Genomic DNA, 17,659 nt, shown 5'->3' with positions numbered 1-17,659 from the left:
CGGTCAAACGGCGCGTGCGAGATCCGGGTGCGCGCAGAGCGCGCGATATTCGCCGGCATGGAAGACCAGCGGCGCCTTGCCGAACGCGTCGAACGCTTCGATCCGGCCGATGAACAACAGGTGGTCGCCGCCTTCGTAATGGCCGACGTTGCGGCACACGAAGCGCGCGCTCGATCCGTGCAGGCACGGCACGCCGCCGGCTTCGGCGTCGTCGTGCGGCACGCCGTCGAACTTGTCGGCGCGCGGCGTCGCGAAGCGGCGCGACAGCTCGAGCTGGTCGTGCGCGAGGATATTGATCGCGAAGTGCGTGGCCGCAACGAAATCCGGCCGGCTCGGCGCCACCTTGCGCAGGCTCCACAGCAGCAGCGGCGGATCGAGCGACAGCGACGAGAACGAATTGGCGGTAAGCCCGACCTTGCGGCCGTCGGCGGCGCGCGTGGTGATCACGGTGACGCCGGTCGGAAAATGCCCGAACGCGGCGCGCAGTTGCAGCGGATCGACGGCGGCGAGAGGGGAGGAAGCGCTGGCGTTCATCGCGCTTGCTCCGAACGTGCCGCGTGTTCGCGGATCATCGCGGCGCACGCGGCCGGCTCGAACCACCACGGCGCGAAGCGGCGCGGGTCGTCGAAGCCGTCGACGAGCGTCGCGGCCAGCGTCGGATACTGGCCGGCCGCGCCGAGCAGTTCGAGCACGTGCGGCGGCGGCGGCGTGAGCAGCGAGTTGGTCCAGCGCACGACGTGCTGCGCGTAGGCCCAGTAGCGTTCGAACGTGTCGTGCATCCAGCCTTCGTCGAACGGCGCGGCCTCGCGCGTGAGGATCGCGTCGCCGTAAACCTTCGCGCATTTCGCCGCGTTGTTCGAGCCCTGCCCGGTGATCGGGTCGTTCACGACCACCGCGTCGGCCATGCCGAACACGGTGCGGCCCGACGGCAGCCGCAACAACGGCTTGCGCACGGTCGGCGTGAAGCGCCCGGCGAGCGTGCCGTTCGGATCGGTCAGCTCGACGTCGCGGCAGCGCTCGAATTCCCACGGCACGTAGCGTTGCAGGAACGACAGGCTGCGGTCGAGGTGCTGTTCGGGCGTTTTCACGTCGGCCCAGCAGTCGAGCGGGCCGCCCGGAATGCCCTCGAACACCATGATCTCGCACGGGCCGGTCGTGGTCAGCGCCGGAAACACGAAGTATTCGCCGATGCCGGGCAGCAGGTTGAAGCGCACGCGCGCATACGGCTGGCTCGGCGTCATGCCCTTCACGTAGGTCAGCGCGAGCGCGCGTTGCGGGCGCTCGAACGCGCTGCGCGCGTCGTCGCGGCCCAGCAGGTTGACGATGTCGCCCTTGCCGGCCGCGAGCAGCACGAGATCGTGGCTGCTCGCGAGCGCTTCGAGCTCCGCTATGCCGACGTCGCAGATGCGCACGTCGGCGCCGCGGTCGCGGACTGCGTCGAGCCAGTCGGCCATCTTCACGCGCTGGTCGACCGACTGCGCGTAGCGGGTCAGGCGCGACGACCAGTCGATCGCCTTGCGGCCGCCGCCGTCGGGATGCGGCACCGCGACGCCGATCCCCTCGATGGACGGGCACGCTTCTTCCCAGTGGTTCAGGCCGGCATCGCGCTCCAGCTGCAGCGCGGTGTGGAACATGCATTGGCTCGACATCACCTTGCCGGAGCGGATCTGCTGCGCGTCGCGGTTGGTCGCGAGCGTGACGTGATAGCCGTGGTCGAGCAGCGTGAAAGCGAGTTGAAGGCCGGACTGGCCGGCACCGACGATGGCGATGCGCTTCATGATGAAATCCTTGGTATGACGAATCAATCGGGTCGTGATGCGGCGCGGCGAATCGGCTTGCCGCTATTGCGCGAGCTGCGGGATCGCCGGCACGGCCTGCTCGGGGCCCATCGCGGAATAGCCGCCGTCCACCGCGTAGTCGGCGCCGGTGACGAAGCTCGCCGCGTCGCTGCACAGGAACGTGACGACCTGCGCGACTTCCGACGGGTCGCCGACGCGCCCGAGCAGATGAAACGGCGCGGCCACGCGGTCCGTCTTCGCGCGGTCGCCGTGCGTCATCTCGTCCATCACGCGCGACCAGGTCCAGCCCGGCGACACCGAGTTCACGCGGATCCGGTCCGCCGCGAGATCCATCGCCATGCTGCGGGTGAGCTGGCGCATCGCGGCCTTCGAGGTCGGGTAGAGCCAGCGGCCCGTCTGCGCGCATTGCGCCGAGATCGAGCTGAAGTTGACGATCGCGCCGCCGCCGCGTCGCACCAGGTGCGGATGCACGGCCTTGACCAGCATCGCCGCCGATACGACGTTGACGTCCATCGCCGCGAGCCAGTCGCGGCGCGTCGCGCGGATGCCGTCGTCGACGTAGCTGCATGCGAGGTTGATCAGCAGATCGATCGCGCCGAAGCGCTCGACGACGGCCGCCACCGCGTGCTCGATCGCACGATCGTCGGTGATGTCTGCGGCGATGAACATCGCGTGCTCGCCGAGCGTGTCGGCGACGCGCGCGCCGTTCTGCACGTCGAGGTCGACGATCGCGACGCACGCGCCGGCGCGCACCAGATCCTGCGCGACCGCCGCGCCGATCAGCGTGGCGCCGCCGGTGACGATCGCGACTTTGCCTGCCAGAGCTGTCATGGGGTGTCTCCTGGAATGATTGAGTGAAGGCGACGCGCTCGCGCTGCGGGCCGTCGCTCGGGCGCTTACGCGCTGTCGCGCCAGCGCTGCATCAGTCGGTTCGACGGCACCGTTTCGTCGAGCAGCTTGCGCGCCGTTTCGACGCCGGCGACCGGCAGCCCGGCCGCGTCCAGCAAGCCGATCTGCACGAGCACGCTCGCCTGGTCCCAGTAGATGTGCTCGTGATACAGCTTGTCGCCGCGGAACTTGACGATCGCGACGAGCGGAATCTCGACGCGTTTGCCGGTCGGCGCGACGCCGGGCAGCATCCAGTCGATCTCGGTGGTGTGGGTGAAGCAGAACAGCAGTTCGTCGACGATCTGGCTCGCGCCGATCGTGCGCGAGATCGGCGTGATCGTCGTGTCGGGCGGGTTCGCATGCACGAAGTGATGCGTGTAGAAGCGCTTGAGCTCGTCGTGGCCGACGCCGCCGGTCAGCGTCGGGATATGGTTCACGTACGGTTGCGCGACCATCGTGGCCATCGTCGCGTCGACGTTGCGCGTGTCGAATTCGTGGCGCAGGTGTTCTTCCCACAGTGCGGACAGATCGTAGTGCGGGCCGAGCGCCGCACGGAACGCGGCGATCGCGCGCTGATGCGCCATCACGGCGGCCGCCTTGTCGAAGTGATCGCCGCCGCTGCGCGCGAACGCATGGTCGACGCCGGGATACACGTACACCTCGACGCCATCGCGGCCGCTCAGCGCTGCGACGATGCGCGCCTGCGCGTCCGGCGGGCAGAAGCGGTCCTGCGCGGCGATCTGCAGCACGAGCCGGCCGCGCACGCCGGCCGCCTCGTCGAGCGCGTGCTCGATCCCGACGCCGTAATAGCTGACCGCGGCCGCCACGTCCGGCAGCCGGCACGCGGCCAGATAGGCGAGCTTGCCGCCCAGGCAGAAGCCGAGCACGCCGGCCTTGCCCGTGCACTCCGGCCGGCTGGTCAGCGCGGCCAGCGCGGCGGCGACGTCGTCGACGCCGTCGTTTTCGTCGTAGTCGCGGTACAGCGCCATCGCGCGCTCGAAGTCCGGCGCGGTGTAACCGAGCTCGATGCCCGGCGCCTGACGCCAGAACAAATCGGGCACGAGCACCGTATAGCCTTCTTCGGCGTAATAGTCGGCCACCTCGCGCATCGTCGCGTTCGCGCCGAAGATTTCGTGGCACAACACGATACCGGGCCCCTTGCCGGCCGCCGGCGTGCTCAGATACGCGCGAAACGTGCCGCCGTGCGGCGACGGAACCTCGATGTGTCGTCCTTTCATGCGTCCCTCCCTTCGGTGCGTTGCTTGGATGGACCCAGTATTGGTGGACGAAATTGGCACTTCTATCCGCTTTCTTCGGCCGGTATCCGCGGATTCCGGAAACCTGCGGCGCGCCATGCGGCGCCGCGGCCGGCGCGCGGCGCACTGCGGGTATGTGCGGATGCGGAAGACCCGCGCAGTTTTCTACGATGCGCGAACGGTCCGCTTCTTGCGTGATGGGCGTGGGGCTTGCGCGCGCGACGGCGCGGACTGTCCGGATAGTCCGGGTGCTATCCGGATCGTGCGACGGGCTTCCCAGGAATCGGGAACACGTGCACTGCGCAAGTGCGATCGGGCACGACGGGAGAACTTCGATGGGGCAATTTACGGGAACGGGCTGGCTGGGCGAGGCCGCCTGTTTCAATCGCGACACGCTGTTGCTGCAGTCGAACGACGTCGACGAGGTGCGCGCGCGCGTGGCCGACGTGTTCAAGCCGCATCGGCTCACGCCGACCGGCGCCGCGCACGCGCTGCACGGCTGCATGCATCACGCGCGCTGGGGCAACCTGTCGCTGAACCTGCTCGACTACGGCGGGCAGGTGGCGATCGAGCCGGGGCCGCTCGAACACTTCTATCTGCTGCAGATACCGTTGCGCGGGGATGCCGAGATCGAGTGCGGCGCGGCGCGCTTCGTGTCGTCGCCCGACACCGCGTCGCTGCTGTCGCCGACGCTGCCGGTCCGGATGCAGTGGGGCGACGCGTGTCCGCAGGTGATCCTGCGCGTCGAGCGCGAGGTGATGGAGCGGCATGCGCGGCGCCATTTCGGCGACGAGCGCCGCGCGCCGGTGGAGTTCGAGCCGGAGTTCAGCCTCGCGTCGCCGCAGGGCGCGTGCCTCGCCCAGATGCTGCCGATGCTGGCCGACGCGATCGCAACCGACGGGCATCCGTTGCGCCATCCGCTCGCGTTCGAGCAGTTGGAGTCGACGCTGCTGAACCTGCTGCTGTACGGCCATCCGAACAGCATACGCAACGGCGCACGTCCGGCGCCGGCGCCGCTCGCGCCGTTCTACGTGCGGCGCGTCGAGGAGTACATCCGCGCGCATCTCGACGAGCCGTTGACGATCGAGCGCCTGGCCGAATTGGCGGGCGTGAGCCCGAGCACGCTGTTCGCCGGGTTTCGCAACCGCCACGGCAGCACGCCGATGGCGTATCTGCGCCAGTTGCGGCTGCAGCGCGTGCGCGACGAATTGCTCGACGACGCGACGCCGGGGCTCGCGTCGGTGACGGACATCGCGCTCAAATGGGGCTTCGCGCACCTCGGGCGGTTCGCGATCGAATACAAGCGGGCGTTCGGGGAATCGCCGTCGGCCACGCTGCGGATGCGACGCGCGCGATGCTGACGGGGCGATGACAACACACGCGCGGTTGCGAAAGTCTGGCACATGCGTGAAGCGCGAGCTTGACGCAGGTCACGAACGCGGACGATGCCACCGCGCCGCGTAGGGGCACCCGTCGTCGCGTGCGTCGGAGGTCTAGGATGAACGACGTCATCCTCGATCGACGGAGCGCACATGAAGATCAGCGAGCCCATGCAGGCGCCATCCGCGCCCGCCACGCCGCCGCTGCTGCAACTCGGGCTGCGGCCTTTCTATCTGACCGGCGCAGGGTTCGCGAGCATCGCCGTCGCGGTGTGGCTCGCGGCTTGGCACGGTGTGCCGGCCGCGGGGCGCGCGGGCGCGATGACCGGCCTCATGTGGCATGTGCACGAGATGATCTTCGGCTTCGTCGCCGCGATCGTCGTGGGCTTTCTGCTGACCGCCACGCGCGCGTGGACGTCGCGCGAGACGCTGCGCGGCCCCGCGCTCGGAGCCCTGTGGCTGCTCTGGCTCGCCGGACGCGTGCTCGTCTGGTCGGGGCCGGCCGTGCCCGCGGCGATCGTCGATGCGCTGTTCCTGCCCGTGACCGCCGCCGTGCTGCTGCGCGTGCTGCTGGCCGCGAAGAACCGGCACAACGTGTTCCTGCCGGTCGCGCTGCTGCTGTTCGGTGCGCTCAACGTGCTGTTCCATGTGGCCGTGACGACCGGCCGCGCGGATCTCGCGCTGCGCGCCGCCTACGCGGCGACGGGGCTCGTCGTGTTCTTCGTCGCGGTGATCACGGGCCGCATCGTGCCGATGTTCACGATGAACGCGATCCCCGGCTTCACGATGCGCCGCTTCCGGCTCGTCGATACGCTCGCGGGGCCGGCGGTCGCGCTCACGCTGTTCGCTGATGCGCTCGGCGTACCCGGCGCATTGCAGATCGCCGCCGCGCTCGCGACTGCGGTGCTGCATGCGTGGCGCATCGTCGGGTGGCGCTCGTGGCGCGTCGGCAAGCGGCCGATCGTGTGGATTCTGCACGTGTCGTGTCTGTGGATTCCGATCGGCTTCGTGCTGCTCGCGTTGTCGGTCGCCGGCGTGGTCGCGCACTCGCTCGCCGTGCATGCGTTGACGGTCGGGGCGATCGGCGGCGCGATCGTCGCGATGATCACGCGCACCGCGCTCGGCCACACGGGGCGCATGCTCGTCGCCGGCCCGTGGGAGCAGCTGTGTTACTGGCTGGTGATCGTCGCGGCGGTGCTCCGCGTGTTCGGGCCACTCGTGCCTGGGGTGGGCTACGTCGTGTGGCTCGATGCGTCCGCTGCTTGCTGGATCGTGGCATTCGCCGCGTATGCCGTGCATTACGCGCCGATCCTGATGTCGCCGCGCGCGGATGGTCGCAGGGATTGACGGGCGTGCGACCGGACCGCGCGTATGTGTGAAGCGCCGCCGCATTCCCGGCGCAGCAGGCCGCGGCCGGCGCGATCGTGACGCACCCGCAGAATGCACGACGCCGGCTAAACCTCGCGGTTTGCCGGCGTCGTCATGCGGCGCGACCGGCTGCGTGGCCGGCCGGTCGGATGGGGATCAGAAATGCACGACGGTGCGGATCGACTTGCCTTCGTGCATCAGGTCGAACGCTTCGTTGATGCCGGTGAGCGGCTTCGTGTGCGTGACGAACGGTGCGAGCTGGATCTTGCCGGCCATTGCGTCCTCGACCATGCCCGGCAGTTCGGAGCGGCCCTTGACGCCGCCGAACGCGGTGCCGAGCCAGCGGCGGCCGGTGACGAGCTGGAACGGGCGCGTCGAGATTTCCTGGCCGGCACCCGCGACGCCGATGATGACGGACTGGCCCCAGCCGCGGTGCGCGCATTCGAGCGCCGCGCGCATCACGTTGACGTTGCCGATGCACTCGAAGCTGTGGTCGACGCCCCAGCCGGTCATCTCGACGATCACCTGCTGAATGGGCTTGTCGTAATCGGTCGGGTTCACGCAGTCGGTCGCGCCGAACACGCGCGCGAGGTCGAACTTGCCGGGGTTCGTGTCGACCGCGATGATGCGGCCGGCCTTCGCGAGCTTGGCGCCCTGGATCACCGCGAGGCCGATGCCGCCGAGGCCGAACACGGCGACGGTGTCGCCTTCCTGCACCTTGGCGGTGTTCTTCACCGCGCCGAGGCCGGTCGTGACGCCGCAGCCGAGCAGGCAGACCTGCTCCGGGTTGGCGTCGGGGCTGATCTTGGCGAGCGACACTTCGGCGACGACCGTGTATTCGCTGAAGGTCGAGCAGCCCATGTAGTGATAGACCGGCTGACCGTTGTAGCTGAAGCGGGTGGTGCCGTCCGGCATCACGCCCTTGCCCTGCGTCGCGCGCACCGACACGCACAGGTTGGTCTTGCCGCTCTTGCAGAACAGGCACTCGCCGCATTCGGCGGTGTACAGCGGAATGACGTGGTCGCCCGTCTTGACGCTCGTCACGCCTTCGCCGACTTCGACCACGATGCCGGCGCCCTCATGGCCCAGCACGGCGGGGAACAGGCCTTCCGGATCGTCGCCCGACAACGTGAACGCATCGGTGTGGCATACGCCGGTGTGCGTGATCTTGACGAGCACCTCGCCCTTGCGGGGCGGCTCGACGTCGAGCTCGACGATCTGCAGCGGCTTGCCCGCCTCGAATGCAACTGCGGCACGTGATTTCATGGGAATCCTTTAAGTAATCATCGAATGAATCGGCACGTCGACGATCCCGTATCGGTCAGCGCAAATACGACCGGACGAGCGTCACGATATCGTCGATCGACCCGGAAGCGGGGCGCGTCGCGTCCGCGAGCTGGGTGAATTCCTCGCGCAAATGGCTTTCGAGCACGCCGGCCATCACGCCGTTGATCGCGCCGCGAATCGCAGCCAGTTGCTGGAGTATCGGGCCACAGTCCGCGCCGTCTTCCAGCGCTTGCTCGAGCGCGTTCAGTTGCCCGCGCACGCGGCGCACGCGGGTCAGGACGCGCTTCTTTTCTTCGGGGGAATGCGGCATGGGATCGTGGGCTCCGGATACTGGGGGGCAGTATAGAGGAATGTCGGGGGGAGGTATACGGGGGTGTTGCCGGGGGGATGACTGGGCGGCAGGGAAGGGAGGTCCGTCGCGATCGGGATGGGAGCGGCAATGGCAGCGTTACCGGCGGCTCCTGCTCGGGGGTGTGCGACCGCAGGACGTTCGGCAGTTCCGGGCTGCCGGTGTCGCGGCCGGTCGCGCGGCCACGTCGCGTTCGCCATTTTTTTGTGAAACGCGGCCAATTGATTCGGTTCCGGAGTTCGGATATGGTGACCGGCGCGATTCACGGGTCGGGAACACTATATTGAATAACCGAGCGATCGAAGGGGCCGTAGATGAGTCAATGGCGAGAATCGCTGCTGGCGAGCATGGAGCAGGCGGAAACCGCATCCGACGCATTCGATGGCCTCGCGCCGGCCGTTCGCGCGCTGGGGTTCGAATACCACGCATATGTGCTGCGGGTCACGATACCGATTACGCGGCCCGCCAGCATGGAATGGAACAATTTTCCGCAAGCATGGCGCGCCCATTACGCGCAAAAGCGGTATCAGCATGCCGATCCGGTTCTCCATTACGGACAAGCCTGCACCCGGCCAATGCCCTGGCCGGGGCCGCTGGCCGGCCATGACGCGTTCTGGCGCGACGCAGCGGACTTCGGCCTGCGCCACGGCTGGTCGCAGACGCTCCGCGATCATCGCGGCGCGATGGGCACCTTCAGCCTCGTGCGCGGCGGGCCGCCCATCTCGCCGGAAGAGTTGCGGCGCACGGAGCCGGAGATGATCTGGCTTTGCCAGTTCGTGCACGCGACGATGAGCAACCTGATCGTTTCGGACGTGATGCCGAGCGGCGCAATGCGGTTGTCGCTCCGCGAGAAGGAAGTGCTGCACTGGACGGCGGAGGGCAAGACGGCCGCCGAAGTCGCGGCGATTCTTCAATTGACCGAACGCAACGTCGGTTTCCATATCCAGAATGCGATGGACAAGCTCGACGCCACCAACAAGACTCACGCAACGGTCAAGGCGGCGATGCTCGGGCTGATTCCGGTTCGCGATTAGTCCCGGCTTGGCACTGGCAGCAAACGCCGATTCCTGCGCGACGGCAGCCGTCGGTGGACTGCCGGCGCGTCCGCGTCGGGCGGTGCGAGCATAGCAACGTGCGTGCGACGCCGTCTTGAGGCTGCTCGATGGCGGAGGTCGTATCGCACGCGGCGCTGGCGGCGGCGATCGGCGGGAGGCCCGCGCCCTGATTGGCTTGGTCCGGCACCGGTCGGTTGCCATGCCGTCGCGATGCGCCGGCAGCGACACGCGCACCGGCGTGGTTCGGCGCATGACGCGCTCACTAGCAGTTTTCCTGGAAATTTTCACGCGCCGGCGACTGTGAATTTTCACACTTGATCGGGCCGCGGCCGTCGATAAGATGAGACCTCGATCGGCATCGCAGCGTGAGAAGACCACTACGCGGAAAACGAAAACGGCAACGCCGTCGTGAGGCCGCACGGCGATGTGTGCAATGCGGTCACGCAAGAGCTCCATCGCGACCGCGACGACGAATCCATCTTGTCGTAGGAATCGCTCGGCCGTCGTCTATCCGTCGAAGACGCGCCCCGAATGCCGCACGGCCCGTCCAGCAACGGCGCATCAGGCCGGCTCGCCCCGAACACCGGGTCGATCGTCGTTCCACCAACCCAACGAACAGGTGAAAACCCATGAGTCACGATACGAAAACCCTCGCCGAGCAAGTCGTCCGCGCGTTCGAGGCGCGCGATATCGAGTCGATGTCGGCGTTGCTCGCCGACGACGTGCGCCTCGAGGACGTACCGCTCGGCGCGCATGTCGGCAGGCATGCCGTCGTCGAGAAGATCACCGACTTCTTCGGCAAGGCAAGCACCTATCGCTGGGAGCAGCAGCGCTTGATCGCACAGGGCAGCACCGCGATCGTCGAGCGCACGAGCCATATCGTGCTGGGCGGCAAGGAGATTCGGTTGCCGATGGTGGTGATTCTGGAGTTCGACGCAAACGGCAAGTTGACGCTCTTCAAGGACTATTTCGATCTGCAGACGCTGGAGCGGCAACTCGCATGACGGCGTGGCCGGCGGCCGTGCCGAGCGGCGTCGCTCGGCACGGCCCTGGTTCATCGCGACGACAGATGCACATGTTCCAGTGAGCGATCAGCGCAGCCATAACGAGGCAATTCAATGAAGAAATGGATCGTTCTATTTTCGATCGGCATCTGCCTGCTGCTCGCCAATCTCGACATGACGATCGTGAATCTGGCCTTGCCGGCGTTCTCGACCGAGTTCGGTGCGTCGATGCAGCAGATTCAGCTCATCATCGTCAGCTATCTGACCGCGGCTGCGGCGTTCTTCTGCCTGTTCGGCAAGATGGCCGACAGCGTGGGCCGAAAGCGCGTGTTCATGTTCGGCGCGGTGCTTTTCATGGTGTCGTCGCTGTATCTCGGCGCGTGGTCGAGCACGGTCACGGAGATCATCGTCGCGCGGTTCGTCCAGGGCGCGGGTTTCGCCGCCACGCTGGGTCTTGCGCTCGTGCTCATCGCGAATGCGTTTCCGCCGGACCAGAAGGGCTTCGCGACCGGCGTTGCGGTCACCATCACCGGGGTCGGCATGGCGCTCGGACCGCCGACCGGTGGCTTCATCCTGCAATATCTCGGGTGGCGCTGGATCTTCCTGCTGAACGTCCCGCTCGGCTTGCTTTCGATCGTACTGACCTGGATTTTCGTGTCTGACGACGCAGCCGGAGCGCGTCGCCCGCTGGCGCTAGACGTCGCGGGCGTGCCGTTCTACCTGTTCGCCCTCGGTTGCCTGATCTATGTATCGAACATGCTGAGCACGGCCGCGACCGCCACACTCGCCGCGATCGCCGTGGCCGGGCTGCTGTCGGCGGCGATATTCGTGCGACGCAGCCTGCGCAAGCCGGCTCCGCTGATCAACGTGACGTTGTTGACGAGCCGCGGCTATCTCACGGTCATCCTGATCCGGATGATCTTCAATTACACGATGGCCAGCTTTCTGTTCGTGCTGCCGCTGTTCATGCAGAACGTACTCGACTACTCGAAGCTGAAATCCGGCATGTGGCTGCTGTGCATGACGATCGCGGTCGCGTTCATCGCGCCGCTGGCCGGCAAAGTGATCGATCGCGTTGGCTTCCGCATTCCTACGCTCGTATCGATGTCGCTGCTGTTCGTCAGTTGCGCGGCGTTCTGCGTGCTCGGGCCCGCTACGTCGAGTGCGATCTTCGTCGTTGGGTTGTTCTGCTTCGGTGTGTCCAACGGCATGCTGACGACCGCGACCATCAACGGCGTCACCACCCAGGTGCCTGCGAAAGATGCCGGTACGGCGATCGGCTTGTTCTTTACGCTCGTGATGGTGGGCTCGATGTTCGGCGTGAGCGTCGCGGGGCTCGTGCTGGATCGCGTGAGCCACGCGGAGGTGGTCGCCCGTCTCGCGCATGCGGCACTGCCGCTCGCCGAACCGGCACGCGCTGCACTGTTCATGGCCGCGAACGGCAGCCGCAATATTGCCGAATCTGTATTGCAGAACGATGCGCCGACGTTCGCGGCCGCGACGCAGATTGCGCATGCTGCCTACTACTCGGCGCTCGGCAAGCTGATGACCGGGAACGCGCTACTGACCCTGGTCGGTGTCGGGCTCAGCATCATGCTGTTGAAAAAGCAACCATCCAGATCGATGTCCGGAGCGACGCATGCGATCGAGATTCCCGAGCGCTGAGTGGAGCCGTCGCAGCGCTGACAGCGGCGGGGGATACGTGTGTCAGCTCAGCTATATCCCAACGGCACGCCACCTGCGCCCCACATCACGCATCGCGGCCGCGCAGACGATCCGCGCACGAACCGAAGCCGAATTCGACCGCAACTCACCCCGAGCACCGCAGCACGACGCTATCACGCGCGCCGCCGGCGAACCGCGGCATGCACGCGCCCACTACCCCCGCACCCCCACCCGATACCGCGTCGTCTGCCGATAAACCTGCCCCGGCCGCAGAATCGTCTCTTCGCGCAACCCATCCATATTGACCTGATCCGGAAAGTACCCGGCCTCGACGCACAGCGCCGCATGCGGCGCGCACACCACACCGCCGCTCACGCGCAAGCCCTGCAGATAGTTGCCCGTATAAAGCTGCAGCCCGCGTTGGTCGGTCGACACGGCGAGCTCGCGCCCGCTCTCCGGATCGTAGATCGACGCAACCGTGCGCACGCCGCCCCCCGGTTCGCGCAACACGTAGCAGTGATCGAACCCGCGCCCGCGCGCGAGCTGCGCATGCGGCCAGTCGAGGCGCGCGCCGATCGGCGCGCTCTGGCGGAAATCGAACGCGCTGCCCGTCACGTCGGCCGTGCCGGTCGGGATCAGCGCGTCGTCCACTTCGACGAACGCATCGGCGTCGATCTGCAGCAGATGTCCGCGCACGTCGCCGCCCGCGCGTCCGCTCAGGTTGAAGTAGCTGTGATTCGTCAGGTTCAGCGGCGTCGGCGCATCGGTCACGCCCGTGTAGTCGATCGTCAGCGTGCCGTCGTCGTCGAGCGTGTAACGGACCTGCACGCGCACGTTGCCGGGAAACCCCGCATCGCCTTCCGGCGACTCGAGCCGCAGCGTCAGCCCGCCGCGGTCGTCGATCACGTCCCAGCGCGCACGATGAAAGCCGCTCGCGCCGCCATGCAGCAGGTTGCCGTTCTCGTTGCGGTCGAGCGGATAGTCGATGCCGTCGAGCGTGAAGCGCCCGGCGGCGATCCGGTTGGCCCAGCGGCCGACCGTCGCGCCGAGGTACGCGCCCGCGTCGAGATACTCGGCCGGCGTGTCGTGCGCGAGCACGATGTCGGCGAAGCGCCCGGTGCGATCCGGCGCGAGCCACGACACGACGGTCGCGCCGAGATCGCTGACGACGACGCGCACGCCGTGCGCATTGCGCAGCGTATAGCGCCGCACCGGGTCGCCGCCGGGCAGCGTGCCCCACGGCTCGGACGGAATGCGGCCGACGTCGGTCGCCGGGTGAGAAGTGTCGGTATCGATACGCATGAGTGGTTCGCTGGTGGCGGTGAATTCAGTGGGCGGCCGCCGCGCGCTCCTGGTATTCGCGCGGCGTGCAGCCGAGTTCGCGGCGGAACACCGCATACATGTATTGCAACGACGTGAAGCCGCAGCGGATCGCGACTTCCGCGCTCGGCGCATCGCGCGCCGCGAGCAGCGCCTGCGCGGCCTCGAGCTTGTGACGCAGGATCTCCTGATGCACGGTGCGCTGCAGCTCGCGCCGGAAATGCTCTTCGAGCAGCGAGCGCGACACGCCGACATAGTCGGCGACCTGCTCGGTCTTGATCCCCTGGCACGCGTACTGGCGGATGAAGTGCCGCGCGCGCATCACGTGCGGGCTCGCGAGCGGCTGATGGCGCGTCGATTCGAGCACGTTGATGCCGACCGGCGGCACGAGGATGCGCTGCCCGGGAAACCGCGCGCCGCGCAGCATCCGGTGCAGCAGGTGCGCCGCGGTGCGGCCCATTTCCTCGGTGCCCTGGATCACCGACGACAGCGGAATGCGCGTCAGCGTGCGCGTGAGCGGATCGTTGTCGATGCCGATGATCGCGACCTGCTCGGGCACCGCGATGCCGGCGATCAGGCACGCCTGCAGCAGATGCCGCGCGCGCGCATCGGTCACCGCGATGATCCCGACCGGCTTCGGCAGCTCGCGCAGCCAGCCGATCAGCTGCTCGATCGCGTGATCCCAGCCCGATGCGCTCGTCGACACGCCGCGGTAGATCGGCGCATCGAGGCCGTCTGCGCGCGCGAGGCGGTCGAACGCGAGTTCGCGCTGCTGCGCCCAGCGGTTCTCCTGCGCGGCCGGCAGGCTGTACATCGCGAAGTGCGCGAGCCCCGCGCCGATCAGGTGCGTATAGGCGAGCGACACGAGCTTCGGATTGTCGGTCGCAATATATGGGACATCTTGCGGGTACTGCGCCGGGTCCTCGTACGACGAACCGAGCGCGACGACCGGCAGCGGCGAGCCGGCGAGCGCATCGGCCACGGCCGGATCGTCGAAATCCGCGATGATCCCGTCGCCGTCGAAGCGCTCGATGCCGGCCAGCCGGCAGCGAAAGTCGTCTTCGAGGAACAGGTCCCACACGACGCGCGTCGTGTGCAGATACTGGCCGATGCCGCTGATGATCTCGCGGTCGTAGACCTTGTTCGCGTTGAACAGCAGCGCGATGCGGTGCGGTGTCTGGGCGGAAGGGGCGCGGGTCATGTCGGTGTCGGGGCGGGCGCCGCCGGGGCGCCGCGCCGTTGTCTCCGGGGCGCGCCGCGGGCGGCGCGCGTTCGTCTGGTGTCCGGCGATTGTAGGACGGAACGCGCGCCGCGCGTGCGCGGCTGGCAAGAAACGTTAAGCGTGCTGCGCAATTTCGCAATTGCCGGCCGGCAGGCGCGCGGGCACGATCCAGCCAGATCGAATTCGGCTGCGCGCGCCACCCCGGCGCGCTGCGCTGCAACACGACCCCGGATGGAGACGCCATGTCGTATTTCGAACACATTCCCGCGATTCGCTACGAAGGTCCGCAGTCGGACAACCCGCTCGCCTATCACCACTACGACCCCGCCAAGCGCGTGCTCGGCAAGACGCTCGCCGAGCATCTGCGCATCGCGGTGTGCTACTGGCACACGTTCGTCTGGCCGGGCCACGACATGTTCGGGCAGGGCACCTTCGTGCGGCCCTGGCAGCAGCCGGGCGACCCGCTCGAGCGCGCGCGGATGAAGGCCGACGCCGCGTTCGAATTCTTCTCGAAGCTCGGCACGCCGTTCTACACGTTCCACGACACCGACGTCGCGCCGGAAGGCGACAACCTGCGCGAGTACACAGCGAATTTCGCGCGGATGGTCGACTATCTCGGCGAGCGCCAGCAGGCGAGCGGCGTGCGGCTGCTGTGGGGCACGGCGAACCTGTTCTCGCATCCGCGCTTCGCGGCCGGCGCGGCGACCAACCCGAACCCCGACGTGTTCGCATGGGCGGCGACGCAGGTGCGCCACGCGCTCGACGCGACGCACCGGCTCGGCGGCGAGAACTACGTGCTGTGGGGCGGCCGCGAAGGCTACGAGACGCTGCTCAATACCGATCTGAAGCGCGAGCGCGACCAGTTCGCGCGGTTCCTGTCGATGGTGGTCGAGCACAAGCACCGGATCGGCTTCAACGGCGCGCTGCTGATCGAGCCGAAGCCGCAGGAGCCGACCAAGCACCAGTACGACTACGACGTCGCCACGGTGCACGGCTTCCTCGTGCAGTACGGCCTGCAGGACGAGATCCGCGTGAACATCGAGGCGAACCATGCTACGCTCGCCGGCCATTCGTTCCATCACGAGATCGCGAATGCGTTCGCGCTCGGCGTGTTCGGCAGCGTCGACGCGAACCGCGGCGATCCGCAGAACGGTTGGGACACCGACCAGTTCCCGAACAGCGTCGAGGAGCTGACGCTCGCGTTCTACGAGATCCTGCGGCACGGCGGCTTCACGACCGGCGGGATGAACTTCGACGCGAAGGTGCGGCGCCAGAGCGTCGCGGCGGAAGACCTGTTCTACGGCCACGTCGGCGCGATCGACGTGCTCGCGCTCGCGCTCGAGCGCGCGGCGGTGCTGGTCGAGAACGACCGGCTCGACGCGCTGCGCCGGCAGCGCTACGCGCAGTGGGACGACGCGTTCGGCCGCAAGATCCTGTCGGGCGGCTACACGCTGCAGTCGCTCGCCGACGACGCGCTCGCGCGCGGCGTGAACCCGCAGCACGTGAGCGGCGCGCAGGAGCGGCTGGAGAACATCGTGAACCAGGCGATCTACGCGCTGCGCTGACGCCATGTACATCGGACTCGATCTCGGCACGTCGGGCGTGAAGGCGGTGCTGCTCGACCGCGACGGCGCGGTGCGCGCCTCCGCCAGCCACGCGCTGACGGTGAGCCGGCCGCATCCGCGCTGGTCCGAACAGGCGCCGGGCGACTGGTGGGACGCCGCATGCGGCGCGCTCGCGGCGCTCGTCGCCCACGCGCGCGCGGCCGGCATCGACGCGCGCGACATCGTCGCGCTCGGGCTGACCGGCCAGATGCACGGCGCGACGCTGCTCGACGCGCACGGCGACGTGCTGCGCCCGGCGATCCTCTGGAACGACGGCCGCGCCGACGCGGAATGCGCGGAACTCGAACGCGCCGCGCCGACGCTGCGCGCGGTGGCCGGCAACATCGCGATGCCGGGCTTCACCGCGCCCAAGCTGCTGTGGGTGCGCCGTCACGAACCGGACGTGTTCGCGCGCATCGCCCACGTGCTGCTGCCGAAGGATTATCTGCGCTACCGGCTGACGGGCGCGTTCGCGACCGATGCGTCGGATGCGGCGGGGACGCTGTGGCTCGACGTCGCGAAGCGCGACTACGACGACACGCTGCTCGCCGCGTGCGGACTGTCGCGCGCCCAGATGCCGACGGTGTTCGAAGGCAATCGCGTGACCGGCACGCTGCTGCCGGCGGTGGCCCGCACGCTCGGGCTGCGTGAGATCCCGGTGGTGGCGGGCGGCGGCGACAACGCGGCCGGCGCGGTCGGCGTCGGCATCGTGCGGCCCGGCGATGCGCTGCTGTCGCTCGGCACGTCGGGCGTGTACTTCGCGGTGTCGGACGGCTTTCGCGCGAACCCGGAATCGGCCGTGCACAGCTTCTGTCACGCGTTGCCCGACACGTGGCATCTGATGTCGGTGATGCTGAACGCGGCCGGCTGCATCGACTTCACCGCCCAACTGACCGGCTACGAAGGCGTGGCGGCGCTGCTCGCCGACGCGGAAGCGAACGCGCGCGACGCGCGCCCGTGGTTCCTGCCGTATCTGAGCGGCGAACGCACGCCGCACAACGACGTGAACGCGAAGGGCGTGTTCTATGGGCTCACGCCCGACACGCGGCGCGCCGATCTGGCCAATGCGACGCTCGAAGGCGTCGGCTTCGCGCTGCTCGACGGCATCGACGCGCTGCATGCGGCAGGTCTCGCGCCCGAGCACATCACGGTGATCGGCGGCGGCTCGCGCAGCGCGTACTGGACCCAGATGCTCGCCGACCTGAGCGGCCGCGCGCTGACGCTGCGCGAGGGCGGCGAGGTCGGCCCGGCACTCGGCGCCGCGCGCCTCGCACAGCTTGCGTGCGAACCCGCCGCGTCGCTCGACGACGTGTGCCCGCAGCCGCCGGTGGTCGCGGTGCGCGAGCCGGATCGCGAGCGGCACGCGTGGTATCGCGACGTGCGGCGGCCGACGTTTCGCGCGCTGTACCGCGCGCTCGAACCGGTGTTCGCGACGGGCGCATGATGCGCCCGGCGACGACTCG

Annotated in this window: 15 protein-coding genes; 7 read left to right on the top strand and 8 right to left on the bottom strand. The window is 68.2% G+C overall.

Annotated features, from left to right (window positions below; all coding sequences use genetic code 11):
• Positions 1-3: 3 nt before the first annotated feature.
• From AK36_RS29315 to AK36_RS29300, 4 genes are all read right to left on the bottom strand, one after another.
• The gene (locus AK36_RS29315) at positions 4-534 is read right to left on the bottom strand and encodes a flavin reductase family protein (protein WP_011880519.1); all 531 of its coding nucleotides are present in this window, start codon (positions 532-534) and stop codon (positions 4-6) included.
• Positions 531-1,778, bottom strand: a complete 1,248-nt coding sequence (locus AK36_RS29310) for a styrene monooxygenase/indole monooxygenase family protein (protein ID WP_045579997.1) — start codon at positions 1,776-1,778, stop codon at positions 531-533. The genes AK36_RS29315 and AK36_RS29310 overlap by 4 nt, the downstream gene beginning before the upstream one ends.
• A gap of 63 nt (positions 1,779-1,841) precedes the next feature.
• Positions 1,842-2,630 carry an SDR family oxidoreductase gene (locus AK36_RS29305; RefSeq protein ID WP_045579833.1) on the bottom strand — a complete coding sequence of 263 codons (789 nt, stop codon included), beginning with the start codon at positions 2,628-2,630 and terminating at the stop codon, positions 1,842-1,844.
• 65 nt (positions 2,631-2,695) lie between these two features.
• On the bottom strand, positions 2,696-3,925 hold the full coding sequence (locus tag AK36_RS29300; RefSeq protein WP_045579832.1) for a dienelactone hydrolase family protein: 1,230 nt from the start codon (positions 3,923-3,925) through the stop codon (positions 2,696-2,698).
• A 353-nt stretch (positions 3,926-4,278) separates the two neighbouring features.
• On the opposite strand from AK36_RS29300, the gene AK36_RS29295 reads away from it, so the two are divergent.
• Both AK36_RS29295 and AK36_RS29290 read left to right on the top strand, forming a co-directional pair.
• On the top strand, positions 4,279-5,304 hold the full coding sequence (locus tag AK36_RS29295; protein WP_014726166.1) for an AraC family transcriptional regulator: 1,026 nt from the start codon (positions 4,279-4,281) through the stop codon (positions 5,302-5,304).
• 171 nt (positions 5,305-5,475) lie between these two features.
• Positions 5,476-6,669, top strand: a complete 1,194-nt coding sequence (locus tag AK36_RS29290) for an NnrS family protein (protein WP_045579831.1) — start codon at positions 5,476-5,478, stop codon at positions 6,667-6,669.
• Positions 6,670-6,846: 177 nt separating this feature from the next.
• Here the strand turns inward: AK36_RS29290 and AK36_RS29285 are convergent, their stop codons facing one another.
• Positions 6,847-7,956: an S-(hydroxymethyl)glutathione dehydrogenase/class III alcohol dehydrogenase gene (locus tag AK36_RS29285; RefSeq protein ID WP_011880513.1), complete on the bottom strand. Its 1,110-nt coding sequence runs from the start codon at positions 7,954-7,956 to the stop codon at positions 6,847-6,849.
• Between the two features lie 55 nt (positions 7,957-8,011).
• Entirely contained in the window at positions 8,012-8,287 is a 276-nt protein-coding gene (frmR, locus tag AK36_RS29280; RefSeq protein ID WP_011880512.1) for a formaldehyde-responsive transcriptional repressor FrmR, read from the bottom strand.
• 353 nt (positions 8,288-8,640) lie between these two features.
• On the opposite strand from frmR, the gene AK36_RS29275 reads away from it, so the two are divergent.
• The 3 genes from AK36_RS29275 to AK36_RS29265 all read left to right on the top strand — a co-directional run bounded on the left by AK36_RS29275 (position 8,641) and on the right by AK36_RS29265 (position 12,050).
• Positions 8,641-9,360 (top strand): autoinducer binding domain-containing protein, encoded by a 720-nt coding sequence (locus AK36_RS29275; RefSeq protein ID WP_011880511.1) that lies wholly within the window; start codon positions 8,641-8,643, stop codon positions 9,358-9,360.
• Between the two features lie 650 nt (positions 9,361-10,010).
• Positions 10,011-10,385, top strand: a complete 375-nt coding sequence (locus AK36_RS29270) for a nuclear transport factor 2 family protein (RefSeq protein WP_011880510.1) — start codon at positions 10,011-10,013, stop codon at positions 10,383-10,385.
• Positions 10,386-10,499: 114 nt separating this feature from the next.
• On the top strand, positions 10,500-12,050 hold the full coding sequence (locus AK36_RS29265; RefSeq protein WP_045579830.1) for an MFS transporter: 1,551 nt from the start codon (positions 10,500-10,502) through the stop codon (positions 12,048-12,050).
• 213 nt (positions 12,051-12,263) lie between these two features.
• Here the strand turns inward: AK36_RS29265 and AK36_RS29260 are convergent, their stop codons facing one another.
• Together AK36_RS29260 and AK36_RS29255 are read right to left on the bottom strand one after the other, a co-directional pair.
• Complete coding sequence (locus AK36_RS29260) at positions 12,264-13,352, bottom strand: aldose epimerase family protein (RefSeq protein ID WP_011880508.1); 1,089 nt, start codon at positions 13,350-13,352, stop codon at positions 12,264-12,266.
• A gap of 25 nt (positions 13,353-13,377) precedes the next feature.
• Positions 13,378-14,571: a XylR family transcriptional regulator gene (locus AK36_RS29255; protein WP_011880507.1), complete on the bottom strand. Its 1,194-nt coding sequence runs from the start codon at positions 14,569-14,571 to the stop codon at positions 13,378-13,380.
• A 263-nt stretch (positions 14,572-14,834) separates the two neighbouring features.
• Between AK36_RS29255 and xylA the strand changes: the two genes are divergently transcribed.
• Both xylA and xylB read left to right on the top strand, forming a co-directional pair.
• Positions 14,835-16,157 (top strand): xylose isomerase, encoded by a 1,323-nt coding sequence (gene xylA / locus AK36_RS29250; RefSeq protein WP_011880506.1) that lies wholly within the window; start codon positions 14,835-14,837, stop codon positions 16,155-16,157.
• A 4-nt stretch (positions 16,158-16,161) separates the two neighbouring features.
• On the top strand, positions 16,162-17,640 hold the full coding sequence (gene xylB, locus AK36_RS29245; RefSeq protein ID WP_011880505.1) for a xylulokinase: 1,479 nt from the start codon (positions 16,162-16,164) through the stop codon (positions 17,638-17,640).
• Positions 17,641-17,659 lie beyond the last annotated feature (19 nt).

Origin of the sequence: Burkholderia vietnamiensis LMG 10929 (assembly GCF_000959445.1) — a bacterium.
Classification (GTDB): domain Bacteria; phylum Pseudomonadota; class Gammaproteobacteria; order Burkholderiales; family Burkholderiaceae; genus Burkholderia; species Burkholderia vietnamiensis.
The sequence above is the reverse complement of the archived record's forward strand: the minus strand, read 5'-3'. Positions and strand labels throughout refer to the sequence as shown.